The organism is Candidatus Bandiella woodruffii (assembly GCF_034359465.1).
GTDB lineage: Bacteria > Pseudomonadota > Alphaproteobacteria > Rickettsiales > Midichloriaceae > NDG2.
Genome location: NZ_CP110820.1, coordinates 580,026 through 595,177, shown reverse-complemented (window position 1 = coordinate 595,177; position 15,152 = coordinate 580,026). Strand labels below are relative to the sequence as shown.

The window sequence follows — 15,152 nt, the reverse complement described above, 5'->3', positions numbered from 1 at the left end:
AGTGAGCAGGGCAATTTTATATCTATCTTTGGCTAACACTCTGCCTTCGCGTATGCATGTAATAGGCGAACTTGCTACTAAGCTTTCGGATAGACTAAAAACAAAGTGTCCATGTTGTAATAACCCTGGTTGGGGTGAAGTCAAATATGAAAAAGGCCTGATCTGTGGATGCTGTGGTTTAGAAACAGAATTAGTAAAATCAGAAATTTTTGGTTGTGTTAAGTGTGCTTATGAAGAAAATAGAAAACGTGCAGACGGTAAAAAAGAAGCAGACCCAGTAAACTGCCAATATTGCAATTCTTAGTATGTACTATAACACAAACATAATAATTAAATCTGATCAAATAGATTAAGCCGGTATGCTTACTAAAAAGTGGCGAGTTAATTACCTTATCAACTGAAATAGTTTATGGGCTGACTGCAGACACCACAAATGAAACCGCAATTCAGAAAATCTTTGACGTTAAAGGTAGGCCTAGAAACCATCCTTTAATTCTCCATAAATTCTTATGAATAATTAGATTGCGACATTTTTGACCTTTTCAAACTCCATATCTTATAACTCTTTTATATTGCTTTAGCTATGTATACTCCGCGTCTTTTAAAAGTTGGCGTCGTCATACTTCGGATTTCGCTTTCCAAGTTCTCTGTCGTCTATAAATTTGCCAACCCTTGATTTACCAGAGGTATATAGTATCTCAACGGGAAGCATCGAATAATTCTCGCCATAAATTGACAAATTTATCAACTTCAAAGATGTTATTATTAGGCCCTAAACTAACTCTAATAGCTGTTTTTGCCAATTCTTCATTTAACCCCATGGATAGTTGAATTCTTGGTATATCTATCTTGCCAGAAGAACAAGCAGAGCCAGCGCTTAGCGAGATTCCATTCAAATCAAAATGTATTAGTTGGGTCTCTGCGCTTACTTTTGGCATACATAGCGAAGAAGTATTGGGCAACCTGTCCGCGTTGAGACCAAGGATCACAACATCATCCGATATTATAGCCAACTTTCTTTCCATAGTGTCTCTTAACTTTTTAATCTGCTTATAATCTTCCTGTATTTCTTTAATTAAACCAAATGCAACTGCCATTCCATGTATGGCAACTAAGTTTTGAGTCCCAGATCGAATACGCGATTCCTGTCCCCCACCTAATATGGTTGGATTTATTTTAAGTTCTTTTCTATAGATCAAACCTCCAGCACCTATTGGTCCACCAAACTTATGAGAGCTAAATGTCATTATATCAATCCCTCCAACATCAGCTTCAATCCTTCCTATAGCTTGGGTAATATCACAATGCAATAAACAACCATGTTTCAAAGCTATTTCTTTGATTGCTTTAATGGGCTGGATAGTTCCAACTTCATTATTTGCATACATAACAGAAATCACAAACTTAGTACCCTGATAACTTTCTAAATAGGACTTGAGGTAATCCAAATCTATTATCCCGTTCGTATCTACTGGTATCATTCCTTCTCCAATTACGTTAATGACGGATGGATGTTCAATAGCGCTGCAAACTTTTCGATACTCAGGAAAATTATTAAGAACTAGGTTATTTGCTTCAGTGCAAGAGCTTGTAAAAACTAAGTTATGAGTATGATTAACACCCAAAACTTGCCTGATTTTCTCTCTGGATTCTTCCAAGAGTTTTCTTGCTTCTCTACCATAATGGTGTACGGAAGATGGATTAAGAGGCAACCCCATCAGTCCAATCATGGCTTCCTTAACCCTCTGATGTAGAGGAGAGGTAGCATTATGGTCAAAATAAATTCTTTCCATATTAAAATTTTGCTTTGATTTTTATAAGTATTTAACTTAGTTATAGGTAACTAAATAGTATATTATACAAAATGATAAAAGAAGTAATTTTCAATGGAGAAATGGGCAGGCTAGAAGGTAGGTACTATCAAGCCGACGACAGAACCGCGCCAGCGGCTCTTGTTCTGCACCCACACCCACTTCATGGAGGAACCATGAATAATAAAGTTGTGTATAATACCTTCTACACTTTTGTGGAAAATCACTTTTCCGTATTAAGATTTAACTTCAGGGGGGTTGGGAAATCTTTGGGGACTTTTGATCATGGTCAGGGAGAGTTAATAGACGCTGCAACCGCACTAGATTGGTTGCAAGCTAAAAATCCAGAAGCTTCTAGTTATTGGATTGCAGGGTTTTCTTTTGGAGCTTGGATCACCATGCAGCTATTAATGCGCAGACCAGAGATCGATGGGTTTGTTGTGATAGCACCTTCAGCTACATCTCACGATTATAATTTTATCTCACCATGCCCAAAACCAGGATTGATTGTCCAAGGGACTAATGATGAAATTTCAAAGGAGGAAGATGCTTATGCGCTTTATGAGAAATTGGCTAAGCAAAGAAATTCGCAGATAGAATACGTTTTAATCGAAGGAGCTGATCATTTTTTCACAAAACACAAAGAAAAATTAATCGATGTAATTGACCAGTTTATAAAACCTAGAGTTATCAGAACAACTTCTCCTAAAAAAATAAGAAGGGATAGAAAAAGGAAAGTAATAGAAACTTAAATGTCGATTTTTTTTGAGATTAAGAGTTCATGCGGCAAAGCAAGAAGGGGGGTGATCTCAACAGCGCATGGCCAGATAAATACCCCAGCTTTTATGCCCGTTGGGACAGCTGCCACAGTTAAGGCCATGCTGCCGGAGTCTGTGATTGCAACTGGGGCGGAGATAATCCTCGGTAATACCTATCATCTGATGTTACGACCAGGTGAAGACGTTATTGCCAACCTCGGTGGACTACATAAATTTATGAACTGGAACAAGCCTATTCTAACAGATTCCGGTGGGTTTCAGGTGATGTCCTTATCATCGTTAAGAAAAATCACCCCAGATGGTGTAGAGTTCAATTCTCACTTAGACGGGCAAAAATACTTTTTAACTCCTGAAAAATCTATTGATATTCAGCATAAATTGAACAGCAATATCACGATGATATTTGATGAGTGCACTCCTTACCCAATTGATCATTTATATGCAGAAAAATCCATGCGGCTTTCGCTTATCTGGGCGAAAGAGTCAAAAAAAGCTTTTCATGACAGAGACGGTTATGGGATATTTGGCATTATACAGGGAAGTACATTTGAGGATTTAAGAAAGATCAGTGCAGAAGCTCTTCAAGAAATCGGGTTTGATGGATATGCGATAGGTGGGCTTGCGGTTGGTGAGGGGCATGAGAAGATGCTGGAAGTACTGCACTTTACAATACCAAACATCACGTCTGATAAACCAAGATATTTAATGGGGGTTGGTAAGCCAATCGACATTATTGCTTCAGTAAAAAGAGGGGTTGATATGTTTGATTGCGTACTTCCAACCAGGTCCGGAAGAAATGGCCAGGCATTTGTAAGCGGCGGGGTTATAAATATAAGAAATCAAAAATATATTCTAGATGGCTCACCTCTTGATGAATTATGCAATTGTTATACATGCAACAACTTTAGCAAAGCTTATTTAAACCATCTTATCAAAAGTAATGAGATATTAGGGGCCGTGCTTATGACGTGGCATAATATTGCATATTACCAAAATCTGATGAAGCAATTAAGAACCCTGATTGAAAAAGGAACTCTATATAGTTATACAGACGAGGAGCTCACCTACGTGAAATAGTTTCAAGAATTATATACTCCGATAACTTGAAAAATTGGCGTCAAAATACTTCGGACTTCGCATTTCGTCACGTACTTTTGTACGCTCCTCATGCTCATCAGTCGTATTCCTCGCTCTTTTCCAAGTTCTCTGTCGTCTATAAATTTCATCAACTCTTTATTTACGAAAGGTATATTCAAAGAAGAATTTGAAATGGAATTGAGCGATAAGTATGAGGGGCGTATAAAAGCGCGCAACAAATGCGAATCCAAAATAGGACGCCCCCAATTTTTGAAGTTAGCTAAGTTTTTTACCAGGGCTACGTATGATTTTTGAATAATGAAGTAAATTTATGGTTGAATTAAGGGAGTGTTGCCATAAGATAGATAAGATGCTAAAACAAAGCAGAGTGTTAGCCAAAGATAGATATAAAATTGCCCTGCTCACTTAGGAAATTATTGTTATCCTCAAAATGTACCCAGAGCTTAATCGTAAGATCGACAACTTCTTCAGATTTTGAAACTACCTTTGTTTTTCTGGTCATTCTTGCAATTCTGTGCCTTGTGTTTGAGTTATTGGACTCAATTGAGAGTGTATGTTGTTTGCCAACAACATGTTGATGGCGAGGTATAACCTCTGAATAAACAGACCAATCGTCTGTGTAATAAGTGCAATTATCTCTACTTATGATTTTCCACAATTTTCTAAAGGTTGTAACGTTACGCTTACCAACCACCCAGGCAACAACTCTCTTGAGCTCCCTACTATAGGCTTTCCATATCCATAATTTGTTTTTTTGAATCTACAAAATGCCACATCTCATCTATTTCAACTTCTCTCAATTCTTCCGGCACTGTTGGTCTTGGTATCTTTTTAGCATACAGTATTATCCACTTATATACGCTAGTATGAGCTACTTTAAATAATTTCCCTAGCCATCTAAAGCTACTTTTTCCCATGCTGTACAATAACACTGCCAGAGCCTTCATCTCTGGCGAACAGCCTCTTAATTTAGTGTTTGTAAAATTACATCCACACTCTTTGCATTTATACCTTTGCATACCCCTAATATTACCATTCTTAACGTATTTACTGCTACTGCATTTTTTACACTCTGTATTCATATTTCTATTTTCTTTGTTGCTCGCTATATTCATTTTAGCATCTTATCTATCTTATGGCAACACTCCCAAGTAGCTTTAGATGGCTAGGGAAATTATTTAAAGTAGCTCATACTAGCGTATATAAGTGGATAATACTGTATGCTAAAAAGATACCAAGACCAATAGTGCCGGAAGAATTGAGAGAAGTTGAAATAGATGAGATGTGGCATTTTGTAGATTCAAAAAAACAAATTATGGATATGGAAAGCCTATAGTAGGGAGCTCAAGAGAGTTGTTGCCTGGGTGGTTGGTAAGCGTAACGTTACAACCTTTAGAAAATTGTGGAAAATCATAAGTAGAGATAATTGCAGTTATTACACAGACGATTGGTCTGTTTATTCAGAGGTTATACCTCGCCATCAACATGTTGTTGGCAAACAACATACACTCTCAATTGAGTCCAATAACTCAAACACAAGGCACAGAATTGCAAGAATGACCAGAAAAACAAAGGTAGTTTCAAAATCTGAAGAAGTTGTCGATCTTACGATTAAGCTCTGGGTACATTTTGAGGATAACAATAATTTCCTAAGTGAGCAGGGCAATTTTATATCTATCTTTGGCTAACACTCTGAAGCCGATAACATAACCTATAAAATCTCAAACACTGCAATAAAGCAAAATAACGTGCATGAATGTGGTCCACTTACTGTAGAGAACCTGCTCAACTCCACTGGTAATTCTAAAGTCAAAAACAGCGATGTCAAAAAAATAAGGGAAGAACATGCTAATATTTATGCCAACAATGATATACATGAGACAAAGGTCAAACAATCAGAAATAGATATCAACTATAAATTTGTAGATAAAGTAATACAAAGTAGAAAAAACTCGCAAGACGATAACCTATACCCACCGAAAAACTAATCTATATATTTAGAGTATGAGGAGTGTACAAAGAAGTGCCCTCCTCATACTTATCGCTCATAGGCCTAGCTCTTTTTGAGGTTATCTACCGCTTTAAGTGACTCTCTTAGTTTACCAAAGGTAATTATGTTTTATAGTTATCTGTGTACGACTGAACAACACATTCCTTTTTCTTTTTTTCCTGCACGCGATACTCAAGCTTGCGATCACAAGCGAATTTAATCGCCGCTTCTTTGCTTTGGAAACGTAGTTTTACCTGAGTTGTTGACATATCTGTGGCGCCTGTCCATCCCATGACTTGCTCTTGAAACCGAACTTCCTGTGGTATAAACTCAATTACCCAGATGTTACTGCAGATATTGGCAGATTGAGTAGGCAATTTGTAATTTTCATATATTTTCACTGTCATTTTAACTTTTCTAAACATCAAAATCAGTTTATCATGTTACGATACTATAACTAAATGTATAACTATTCAAGTCATGACTAAAAATGTGGGGAAACTAAGTTTTGAAGATGCAATGAAAAGATTGGAAGAAATAATTAAAAATTTGGAAAACGGAAATGTTGCGTTGGAAAGTGCGATAGAACTATATGAGGAAGGCATAATTCTTCAAGAACATTGCGAAAGCAGGTTAAATAGTGCTAAATTAAAAATTGAAAAGATCGTAAAAAATTCAGATGGCATAGTAACAACTGAAAAAATCAAGGAGTAAATGTCTTTGATTGTGTATGTGAAAGATTTTCATCCATCTAAAAACTTGTATAAGCAATTTTTTGAACTATATTTGAAAATAACACTCAAAAAGATATATTTAATATGAAACAACTGGGCAACATACAAACTCAAAATAGTCGGCTGAAAGATGCTTTACTTTCATGCAAAGTCATGGTCAAATTTGTGCTTATTTTTGGGTGCTTAATAAATTTATTAATGCTCTCGACGCCACTTTATTCAATGCAAGTATTGGATAGGGTTCTTTCCAGTCAGAATACCGACACACTTTTAATGTTAACTTTGGTGATTGTTTTAGCACTGGCGTTGCTTGGTTTAATCCAAGCTGCAAGGTCATTCGCAATGAATAAAATGGGGAGCTGGTTGGAGGATAGGCTCTCAGAAAAAGTATTTTCAAATTCCATCAGGCTTTCATTAGAATCAAAAGCTATGGCTAATAGCCAGCAGTTAAGAGATTTACAAACAATAAAAACGTTTTTAACCAGCCCCGGTTTAATTTCCATTATGGACATGCCGTGGGCAATTATTTTCATTATCGTACTATTTATTTTACACACAGCTATTGGCTTCTTAGCAGTTATAGCTGGTGCTGTATTAGTTGTTTTTGGGTTGATAGCAGATAGAGCGACAAAACCCATGATGGAAATGAATAATGAAAATTTCATCAAAAGTATGCGACACGTTGACCAAGCAACAAGGAATGCCGAGGTTATTGAAGTTATGGGTATGAGGAAGAATGTTATTGCCTCATGGCAAGTAATGAACCAAGAAGTGCAAAAAACGCAAAATTTGGTGACAAAAAGGCAAGCTACCTTTATGGAAATAACCAAGTTCTTTAGGTTGGTGATACAAATATCAGTAACAGCTCTTGGGGCATATCTGGTAATCCAAGGACAAATTACATCTGGTACTATTATCGCTAGTTCTTCTCTGGTTGGTAGAGCACTAGCGCCATTTGAAGCTGCAATAACATCTTGGAAAGGTTTTGTGACTTGTCGCAAAGCCTATGAACGACTTGAAAAATCATTCGGTAGGTATAGTGATGAAAGTACAAGGATGTCACTACCAGAACCTGAGGGCAGGATTGAGGTGGAAAATATGTATTTTGCTCCTCAAGGTGCAGCAAAACATATACTAAAAGGCGTGAACTTTTCTTTGAATAAAGGAGAAGTATTAGCGATTATCGGTCCAAGTGGTTCAGGAAAAACAACTTTGGCCAAACTGCTGGTTGGGATATTTAATCCCAGCATAGGTGCAGTCAGAATAGATGGTGCAAGCTTAACAGACTGGAAAAAAGAAGAGTTAGGTCCACATATAGGGTATTTACCACAGGATGTTGAGCTCTTTTCAGGAACTGTAAAAGAAAATATAGCTAGGATGGAATTATCACCCAATGCTGAAGATGTTGTAATAGCAGCGCAGCTTAGTGGGGTGCATGATATGATTTTACAGCTTCCTCTAGGATATGATAGCAATATAGGGATTGATGGTTCCATGTTATCTGGAGGACAAAAACAAAGAGTCGGACTTGCAAGGACATTTTATGGTGACCCTAAGTTCATAGTTTTGGACGAACCTAATTCAAGTTTGGATACGCAAGGAGAAGAAGCACTTATGACAGCCCTTGCTGTTGCAAAAGAAAAGGAAATTACAACAATTATTATATCTCACAAAACATCAGTACTAAGCATTGTTGATAAAGTATTGGTGATGAAAGATGGTATGGTTGCGTCTTTTGGTCCTAAGAAGGAAGTGATGGATGCATTAAAAAAAGCTCAGCCTCTTAACATATGAAGTACTTAGCTATAAATTAAAAAAGAGTAAATATATGACAGAAAATCAAAACAACGATGCCAGAGTGATCAACAAAGATGCTATCGAAGTGATTGCAGAGAATAAAAAGGCAGATAAAAAAAAGCCTGTTGGTGATGCAAACAACGATTTTATAGAAAATACAAAACAAGCAAAACCTATTGATTTTGAAGAAAACTTATTAGAAAAATATAAGAACTATAAAATCATAGACATTCAGGAGTTCAAGAAGTTTTTGACCGAAGCAAAAGATTTTTTGTTTGGTATAACCTTAGAAAAATCCAACTATATCGAAGAGAATGAAAAAGATATATCTAAGCAGATTTCACGCCCTATTAAATTTGGTCTGATATCTGTTGCAGTAGCTTTAGGGTTTTTCGGAGTTTGGAGTGGGCTTGCTCCTCTTGATAGTGCTTCGATTGCTGAGGGGTTTATTATACTTAGTGAGAATAGAAAAAAGATTCAGCACCTTGAGGGGGGGATTGTAGATCAAATATTAGTAAAAGATGGGGACCAAGTTAAAAAGGGGCAGCCACTGATAGTATTCAACCAATTTAGAAGCAAGGCTGATTTAGAGCAGGTGTTGTGGCAATTAAGGCATGCTATAATAGTTGATAAAAGGCTGGTAGGTTCTTTAAATCTTATTTCGCACTACCAGAATAAAAATCAATCTCATGACTCAAGTCTGGAGCAGGCACCAGAAGTGGAATTTAGTTTTGACAGTAAATACATAGACCAATCAGATCAAAAAGTTGCTACTCTTATAAATGCGCAGAAAAATGCTTATAACTCTTACAAAGCCTTTATAGAAAATCAAATCAAGAGTAGCACAGCACAACTGAATCAAATCCAATCTGAAATAAAATCTACGCAGGAAAATATAAGAACGCTAGAGAAAGAATATGCTAAGAAAAAAGAACTGTATGAAAAGCAGCTGGAAACATCAGAAAGGTTCTCGCATACAAAAATGCAGCTACAAGAACAGAGAGGAAGGCTTGCAAGTCTGGAACATAAAATTGCTGAGGCAAGTGCGAAGGAAGCACAGTTTATGGATGATCAAAACGTCAGGTTATCTGAAGAATACAAGAGGAATCATGGTGAATTGATTCAGATGGAAGCACGGTATTTGCAAACAAAAGACACACACGAAAGAAGCGTTGTTAACGCACCATACGCAGGTGTAGTGACAAATTTGCAGGTACACACCGTTGGGGCTGCAATCCAACAAACCCAGATGCTATTGGAAATCATCCCACAGGACGATACTTTGGTCATTGAAGCATACATTCCAGCTCATGAAGTTGAGAGTATTCAAGTAGGAAGTATAGCAAGAATACAGTTAAACGCATATAAAGCAAGGTTGGTGCCGAGAATTGAGGGCAAGGTGATATATGTGTCGGCAGATAAGTTTGATAAGGAAGTGGGGATGATGCCTGGACAGCCAAGGTTTATGCCGGTTGGTTATTATAAAGCAAGAATTGAGGTGTCTCCTGAGGAACTTGATAAAGTTAACACTCAAATAAAATTGCTACCAGGGATGCCAGTCACAGTGTTTATAGTGAAAGGGGTTAGGAGCTTTGCTGAGTATTTATACTCTCCTATAAAAGATAGTTTCCATAAAGCATTTAAAGAGCCGTAAGATTTGGGGGTATGAAGTTACAAAGAATTAGAGGAACTGCAGACTTATACGGGCAGGATGTGGAATTATTCCGTTTCATTACCTCTTTAGCACAAAAGTTTGCGGTTATATACTCTTTTAAAGAAATATCCACTCCCATCATGGAAGATAGCGAGGTGTTCCATCGTACTTTAGGAGAGATGTCTGACATAGTAAACAAGGAGACGTACACTTTCTTAGATAGGGATAAGAGCAGCATCACCCTAAGACCTGAATTTACTGCAGCGGTTGTTAGGGCCGTCATCTCTAATGGAATGCTTCAGTCATTACCCTTACGTTTGTTTAGTTACGGGCCGTTATTTAGGCATGAACGTCCTCAAAAGTGCAGGTTGAGACAGTTCCATCAAATAAACTTTGAATATATAGGGTCATCTCATTTAAATGTTGATGTGGAATTAATTATGCTAGCGCACGATATATTAGAAAGCCTTGAACTCAGTAATAGCACAACACTGATTGTTAATACCCTTGGTACTGTTGAATGTAGAAACAGTTACAAAACTGCATTAAGAGAATACTTGTTAAAATATAAACAAGATTTGTCAGAAATTAGCCAACAAAGGCTCGATACTAATCCGCTACGGATCTTGGATACAAAAGATGAAAAAGAGCAAGATATTATACGAGGAGCCCCTGTACTTTACGATTTTATAGCAAACGACTCAAAACTTCGGTTTGAACAAATCTTATCACACCTTAATGCATCAAGCATAACATTTGAGCATTCTAACAGATTGGTGAGAGGGCTTGACTATTATTCTGATTTTGTTTTTGAATTTACGACAAGCAATCTTGGAAGCCAAGGAACTGTTATTGCAGGTGGCAGATATGACGGGCTAATTTCTCAAATGGGTGGTTTGCCAACTCCTGCTGCTGGTTTTGCAGGTGGGATAGAAAGAATTATGGAGTTGTTAAAATATACCGATAAAAAAATAGCAGAAAAAGATTTGGTATACTTAGTTCCAATAGGGGAAGCTGCTGAAGATTACAGCCTTAAATTATCTCATGAGCTACGAAAAGACGGATTTAACCTCCAACTGGATTACAGTATGGCACTAAAGAAGAAAATGCAAAGAGCGGATAAGTTGGGTGTAAAATATTGCGTTATATACGGGGAAAATGAGCTACAGAATCAAAACTTTATCCTCAAAGATATGCAAAGTGGAGAGGAAGTTGTGGTGAATAAGTTTTATCTGACTCAACGTTTAAAAAACATTAATCAATAAAAATGGCACATATTGTTTTATTTGGAAATGAAAAAGGGGGGTCTGGCAAAACCACTACCGCAATGCATTTGATAGTGGCACTTTTGGATTTAGGCTTCAAAGTGGCAACACTGGACATAGATTTACGACAGGCTTCTCTTACTAGGTATATAGACAATAGGAAGAAAACCATTGAAAATGAGAAACTAACACTGTTGCAATCCGCGCACTTTAAAATAGCCGAGGACTATAATATAAATAATAGCATTGAGTATACCCAGAAAGATATAGAGGAATTGGAAAATTTGATAACAAAAATCAATACCGAATACGATTTTATCGTTATTGACACTCCGGGCAATGACAATATTTTAAACAGACATGCTCATTACTTAGCTAATACAATTATCACACCAATTAATGATAGCTTTGTTGATGTTGATTTGTTGGGTAAAGTTGACCCTAAAAATTATGCAAATGCCATTCCTGGAATATATAGCGCAATGGTTTGGGAACAAAAAAAACATAGGGCTTTAAGAAAGAAAGAAGAAATAAATTGGATTGTAGTAAGAAATAGACTTTCCTCCATAGATGTTATTAACAAAAGAAATGTAGAAACCGCCATCACTCATCTTGGCAAAAGACTTGGATTTTCTATAGCTCCGGGCTTTGGTGATAGGGTGATATTTAAAGAATTGTTCTTGCACGGTTTGACGTTGCTTGATACTAAAAAGAGCAACAGTAAAATCCAAATGAACCCCTCTGTTGTAACTGCAAGGCAAGAACTTAGGGACTTTATACGTTCTTTAAATTTTGCTGAGGTCAATAAAAAGCTATAACATGATGGTTCCTCTTGAATAATATTCACTTTTTGCTTCTATAGGATATCATATATACTCCAATAACTTGAAAAATTGGCGTCGTCATACTTCGGATTTGGCATTTCGTTACGTATACTCCGATAACTTGAAAAAGAGATTTTTTAGGGCATTAACCACACAATATGAAACTCGCAGACCCCATGCAAAACATCCCCAGCCTCTGGCATGAACAGGGCGAATTATTTAGCTGTGAGGTGTCGTAATTTTTTTAGTATAAAACCTTCTAATGTATTAATGATGTTATTATCTGCTTTTTGTTTTAGTAAAGAAACATGCGTATCAGGAAGATTAGGCATGTATTTTGATTCTATCTCCATAAGCTCATCTGAAATCATAGTGCTTGGCATGACTGTAATACCCATACCAGCTTTTACAGCAGCAACACTACTTGTATAACTTGTACTTGAAAAAACTAAACGCCAAGAACGTCCAGCTTTTTCAAGAGCATCTATAGCGGCTCTACGATAAACACAAGGTTGTGGAGAGAGAACTAGCGGTATCGGTTTATTAGAAGATAATAGGTTGACATCACCAACCCATTTGAGTGGTTCAGACCATACATCAAATCCATTTGGGAAATCTTCGGGGCGATTCATTTTAACCAAAACTATATCGAAAATCTTATTTTTAAATTTTTCAAAAAGATTAAGGGTTAAATCGCACAGAGTGTTAGCCAAAGATAGATATAAAATTGCCCTGCTCACTTAGGAAATTATTGTTATCCTCAAAATGTACCCAGAGCTTAATCGTAAGATCGACAACTTCTTCAGATTTTGAAACTACCTTTGTTTTTCTGGTCATTCTTGCAATTCTGTGCCTTGTGTTTGAGTTATTGGACTCAATTGAGAGTGTATGTTGTTTGCCAACAACATGTTGATGGCGAGGTATAACCTCTGAATAAACAGACCAATCGTCTGTGTAATAAGTGCAATTATCTCTACTTATGATTTTCCACAATTTTCTAAAGGTTGTAACGTTACGCTTACCAACCACCCAGGCAACAACTCTCTTGAGCTCCCTACTATAGGCTTTCCATATCCATAATTTGTTTTTTTTGAATCTACAAAATGCCACATCTCATCTATTTCAACTTCTCTCAATTCTTCCGGCACTGTTGGTCTTGGTATCTTTTTAGCATACAGTATTATCCACTTATATACGCTAGTATGAGCTACTTTAAATAATTTCCCTAGCCATCTAAAGCTACTTTTTCCCATGCTGTACAATAACACTGCCAGAGCCTTCATCTCTGGCGAACAGCCTCTTAATTTAGTGCTTGTAAAATTACATCCACACTCTTTGCATTTATACCTTTGCATACCCCTAATATTACCATTCTTAACGTATTTACTGCTACTGCATTTTTTACACTCTGTATTCATATTTCTATTTTCTTTGTTGCTCGCTATATTCATTTTAGCATCTTATCTATCTTATGGCAACACTCCCAATAAGGGAATATTAATTTTGGCACCCCACACGCCTTTACAGCGACAGCATCAACTGCAGAATGGTCATGCTCAAAGTGAGAGTAAAAATTACCCACAAGCTCCCTTAGTAAATACAATCCATATTTTGCAAAAACCGCAAAACCTCCGTTATTTTGCTTAGCATTTAAAAACACATCCAGATTTCCTAGATTTGCATTATGAGCAAAGGCTGCTTTAAGCAATAGATGATCAAAAAAATTCTGATCTCCAGCAATTGCGGACAACTCTTTTTTCTCGATTGATTCACCTCTGGACACTTTTGCCACTAACTCATTGTAACTTTGATTAGCTTTAAAAAAACGTTCAACAAAAGGTAGGTTATACAACTTACTTACTTCTGCAGTATCTACAGAATCATCTTTTTTAGGAGGCAAAACAACATCATCAACTAAGATGGGATTAACATATGTTGTTGAATTAGCAGATATAGAGGTAACATTAAAATCAGTCATAATTATTTCACACACACAAATTATAGTGCGAGTGATATTGATATTTCTCATCATGTCAAATACTTTTTAGAAATATTTGGAAATATTTTTAACTCTAAGTTGGGTGGTTTTTTATAGCCACGTTCTCCCGCAACTATAATTAATTAATTAATTGAAAAAGTGCTTTAACCATGATATTCGTAGCTAACTTTATCAAATCACTTCTTGCATTTTGAACATATACGATATTGCGATTATAGGAGCTGGACCTGTAGGTTTATTCACTGTTTTTCAGGCAGGGATGCTTGGTTTGAAGGTGTGCGTGGTTGAAACTTTAGGTTTTGTTGGCGGGCAATGTAGCGCTTTATACCCACAAAAACCCATATATGATATTCCGGGATTCCATAACATTAACGCACAAGAACTGGTTGATAACTTAAAGAAGCAAGCTGCCCCATTCAATCCTCAATATTTTTTAGATGAACAATGCTTAGATATCAAAAAAGAGGCTGAGCATTGGTTGTTAACGTCACATAAGAATACAATCCGTGCAAAAGTTATAATTATAGCTGCTGGAGGTGGCTCCTTTGATGTGAGAAAGCCACCATTAAAAAACATAGATCAATACGAGAACACCACTGTGTTTTATCATGTGGCAAACACCGATCTTTTTAAAGACAAAGTTGTTACCATCGCAGGAGGTGGAGATTCTGCATTGGATTGGGCAATTGTGTTGGCGAAAGGTATAGCCAAAAAAGTCTATATAATACACAGAAGACCAGATTTTAGAGCAGCTCCAAAAACCGTTGCAGAAATGAACGAATTACGTGATTTAAAGAAAATAGAAATCATCACACCATACCAGCTAGAAACCCTTGAAGGTGCAAATGGCAGGCTTAGCTCTATTATAGTAAAGAACTTGGATAACGAGTTAATCTCGCTTAAATCTGAATACTTACTGGCATTTTTTGGCATGTCAATGAACATCGGATGCATCAACAATTGGGGTTTGTCGATTAAGAACAAATACATAGAGGTGGACCCATCAACTATGCAAACCAATCTAACTGGGGTATTCGCTGTGGGAGATATATGCAACTATCCAGGTAAGCTAAAATTAATATTAACTGGCTTTGCAGAAGGGGCCAGGGCATGCCATAGTGCATATACAATCATTAGACCTGAAGTTCCTCTGCACTTCGAGCATTCCACAACTAAAGGGTTGCCAGGAGGTAAATAAAAA

General features: G+C 36.8%; 21 protein-coding genes. 13 read left to right on the top strand and 8 right to left on the bottom strand.

All coding sequences use genetic code 11. The annotated features are described in order from the left end of the window. Position 1: 1 nt before the first annotated feature. Together Bandiella_RS03655 and Bandiella_RS03650 are read left to right on the top strand one after the other, a co-directional pair. Positions 2 to 304 (top strand): DUF6671 family protein, encoded by a 303-nt coding sequence (locus Bandiella_RS03655; protein ID WP_323732432.1) that lies wholly within the window; start codon positions 2 to 4, stop codon positions 302 to 304. A 44-nt stretch (positions 305 to 348) separates the two neighbouring features. Further along, complete coding sequence (locus Bandiella_RS03650; RefSeq protein ID WP_323733397.1) at positions 349 to 513, top strand: L-threonylcarbamoyladenylate synthase; 165 nt, start codon at positions 349 to 351, stop codon at positions 511 to 513. Positions 514 to 698: 185 nt separating this feature from the next. Here the strand turns inward: Bandiella_RS03650 and Bandiella_RS03645 are convergent, their stop codons facing one another. Then, complete coding sequence (locus tag Bandiella_RS03645; RefSeq protein ID WP_323732431.1) at positions 699 to 1,793, bottom strand: cysteine desulfurase family protein; 1,095 nt, start codon at positions 1,791 to 1,793, stop codon at positions 699 to 701. Between the two features lie 71 nt (positions 1,794 to 1,864). Between Bandiella_RS03645 and Bandiella_RS03640 the strand changes: the two genes are divergently transcribed. Together Bandiella_RS03640 and tgt are read left to right on the top strand one after the other, a co-directional pair. Continuing rightward, on the top strand, positions 1,865 to 2,563 hold the full coding sequence (locus Bandiella_RS03640) for an alpha/beta hydrolase (protein ID WP_323732430.1): 699 nt from the start codon (positions 1,865 to 1,867) through the stop codon (positions 2,561 to 2,563). Continuing rightward, positions 2,564 to 3,667, top strand: a complete 1,104-nt coding sequence (gene tgt, locus Bandiella_RS03635) for a tRNA guanosine(34) transglycosylase Tgt (RefSeq protein WP_323732429.1) — start codon at positions 2,564 to 2,566, stop codon at positions 3,665 to 3,667. A gap of 391 nt (positions 3,668 to 4,058) precedes the next feature. Here the strand turns inward: tgt and Bandiella_RS03630 are convergent, their stop codons facing one another. After that, positions 4,059 to 4,427, bottom strand: a complete 369-nt coding sequence (locus Bandiella_RS03630) for an IS1 family transposase (protein WP_323733371.1) — start codon at positions 4,425 to 4,427, stop codon at positions 4,059 to 4,061. After that, on the bottom strand, positions 4,411 to 4,803 hold the full coding sequence (locus Bandiella_RS03625) for a transposase-like zinc-binding domain-containing protein (protein ID WP_323732428.1): 393 nt from the start codon (positions 4,801 to 4,803) through the stop codon (positions 4,411 to 4,413). The genes Bandiella_RS03630 and Bandiella_RS03625 overlap by 17 nt, the downstream gene beginning before the upstream one ends. A 20-nt stretch (positions 4,804 to 4,823) precedes the next feature. Here Bandiella_RS03625 and Bandiella_RS03620 point away from each other — a divergent pair, with 20 nt between their 5' ends. From Bandiella_RS03620 to Bandiella_RS03610, 3 genes are read left to right on the top strand one after another with little or no spacing between them, the layout of a single operon-like run. Beyond that, positions 4,824 to 5,024: a hypothetical protein gene (locus Bandiella_RS03620; protein ID WP_323732427.1), complete on the top strand. Its 201-nt coding sequence runs from the start codon at positions 4,824 to 4,826 to the stop codon at positions 5,022 to 5,024. Continuing rightward, the gene (locus Bandiella_RS03615) at positions 4,987 to 5,376 is read left to right on the top strand and encodes an IS1 family transposase (protein ID WP_323733392.1); all 390 of its coding nucleotides are present in this window, start codon (positions 4,987 to 4,989) and stop codon (positions 5,374 to 5,376) included. The genes Bandiella_RS03620 and Bandiella_RS03615 overlap by 38 nt, the downstream gene beginning before the upstream one ends. Before the next feature lie 60 nt (positions 5,377 to 5,436). Next, on the top strand, positions 5,437 to 5,676 hold the full coding sequence (locus Bandiella_RS03610) for a hypothetical protein (protein ID WP_323732426.1): 240 nt from the start codon (positions 5,437 to 5,439) through the stop codon (positions 5,674 to 5,676). 124 nt (positions 5,677 to 5,800) lie between these two features. On the opposite strand, the gene Bandiella_RS03605 is transcribed toward Bandiella_RS03610, so the two are convergent. Then, positions 5,801 to 6,085 carry an NADH dehydrogenase ubiquinone Fe-S protein 4 gene (locus tag Bandiella_RS03605; protein ID WP_323732425.1) on the bottom strand — a complete coding sequence of 95 codons (285 nt, stop codon included), beginning with the start codon at positions 6,083 to 6,085 and terminating at the stop codon, positions 5,801 to 5,803. Positions 6,086 to 6,158: 73 nt separating this feature from the next. Between Bandiella_RS03605 and Bandiella_RS03600 the strand changes: the two genes are divergently transcribed. From Bandiella_RS03600 to Bandiella_RS03580, 5 genes are all read left to right on the top strand, one after another. Beyond that, positions 6,159 to 6,392: an exodeoxyribonuclease VII small subunit gene (locus Bandiella_RS03600; RefSeq protein ID WP_323732424.1), complete on the top strand. Its 234-nt coding sequence runs from the start codon at positions 6,159 to 6,161 to the stop codon at positions 6,390 to 6,392. 173 nt (positions 6,393 to 6,565) lie between these two features. Next, positions 6,566 to 8,206, top strand: coding sequence for a type I secretion system permease/ATPase (locus tag Bandiella_RS03595; protein WP_323732423.1), 1,641 nt, complete (start codon positions 6,566 to 6,568; stop codon positions 8,204 to 8,206). Between the two features lie 34 nt (positions 8,207 to 8,240). Beyond that, positions 8,241 to 9,863: an HlyD family type I secretion periplasmic adaptor subunit gene (locus Bandiella_RS03590; protein ID WP_323732422.1), complete on the top strand. Its 1,623-nt coding sequence runs from the start codon at positions 8,241 to 8,243 to the stop codon at positions 9,861 to 9,863. A gap of 11 nt (positions 9,864 to 9,874) precedes the next feature. After that, positions 9,875 to 11,128, top strand: coding sequence for a histidine--tRNA ligase (gene hisS / locus Bandiella_RS03585; RefSeq protein WP_323732421.1), 1,254 nt, complete (start codon positions 9,875 to 9,877; stop codon positions 11,126 to 11,128). 2 nt (positions 11,129 to 11,130) lie between these two features. Beyond that, complete coding sequence (locus Bandiella_RS03580; protein WP_323732420.1) at positions 11,131 to 11,946, top strand: division plane positioning ATPase MipZ; 816 nt, start codon at positions 11,131 to 11,133, stop codon at positions 11,944 to 11,946. Positions 11,947 to 12,167: 221 nt separating this feature from the next. Here the strand turns inward: Bandiella_RS03580 and Bandiella_RS03575 are convergent, their stop codons facing one another. Genes Bandiella_RS03575 through Bandiella_RS03560 form a run of 4 tightly spaced genes read right to left on the bottom strand, consistent with a single transcriptional unit; the run spans position 12,168 to position 13,930 of the window. Beyond that, positions 12,168 to 12,692, bottom strand: a complete 525-nt coding sequence (locus Bandiella_RS03575; RefSeq protein WP_323732419.1) for a LysR substrate-binding domain-containing protein — start codon at positions 12,690 to 12,692, stop codon at positions 12,168 to 12,170. Further along, positions 12,658 to 13,026, bottom strand: coding sequence for an IS1 family transposase (locus Bandiella_RS03570; protein ID WP_323733371.1), 369 nt, complete (start codon positions 13,024 to 13,026; stop codon positions 12,658 to 12,660). Before Bandiella_RS03570 ends, Bandiella_RS03575 begins: the two co-directional genes overlap by 35 nt. Continuing rightward, entirely contained in the window at positions 12,930 to 13,403 is a 474-nt protein-coding gene (locus tag Bandiella_RS03565; protein WP_323732418.1) for an IS1/IS1595 family N-terminal zinc-binding domain-containing protein, read from the bottom strand. The genes Bandiella_RS03570 and Bandiella_RS03565 overlap by 97 nt, the downstream gene beginning before the upstream one ends. Beyond that, positions 13,400 to 13,930: a hypothetical protein gene (locus Bandiella_RS03560; RefSeq protein ID WP_323732417.1), complete on the bottom strand. Its 531-nt coding sequence runs from the start codon at positions 13,928 to 13,930 to the stop codon at positions 13,400 to 13,402. The genes Bandiella_RS03565 and Bandiella_RS03560 overlap by 4 nt, the downstream gene beginning before the upstream one ends. Before the next feature lie 211 nt (positions 13,931 to 14,141). On the opposite strand from Bandiella_RS03560, the gene Bandiella_RS03555 reads away from it, so the two are divergent. Further along, the gene (locus Bandiella_RS03555) at positions 14,142 to 15,149 is read left to right on the top strand and encodes an NAD(P)/FAD-dependent oxidoreductase (RefSeq protein ID WP_323732416.1); all 1,008 of its coding nucleotides are present in this window, start codon (positions 14,142 to 14,144) and stop codon (positions 15,147 to 15,149) included. Positions 15,150 to 15,152: the final 3 nt, after the last annotated feature.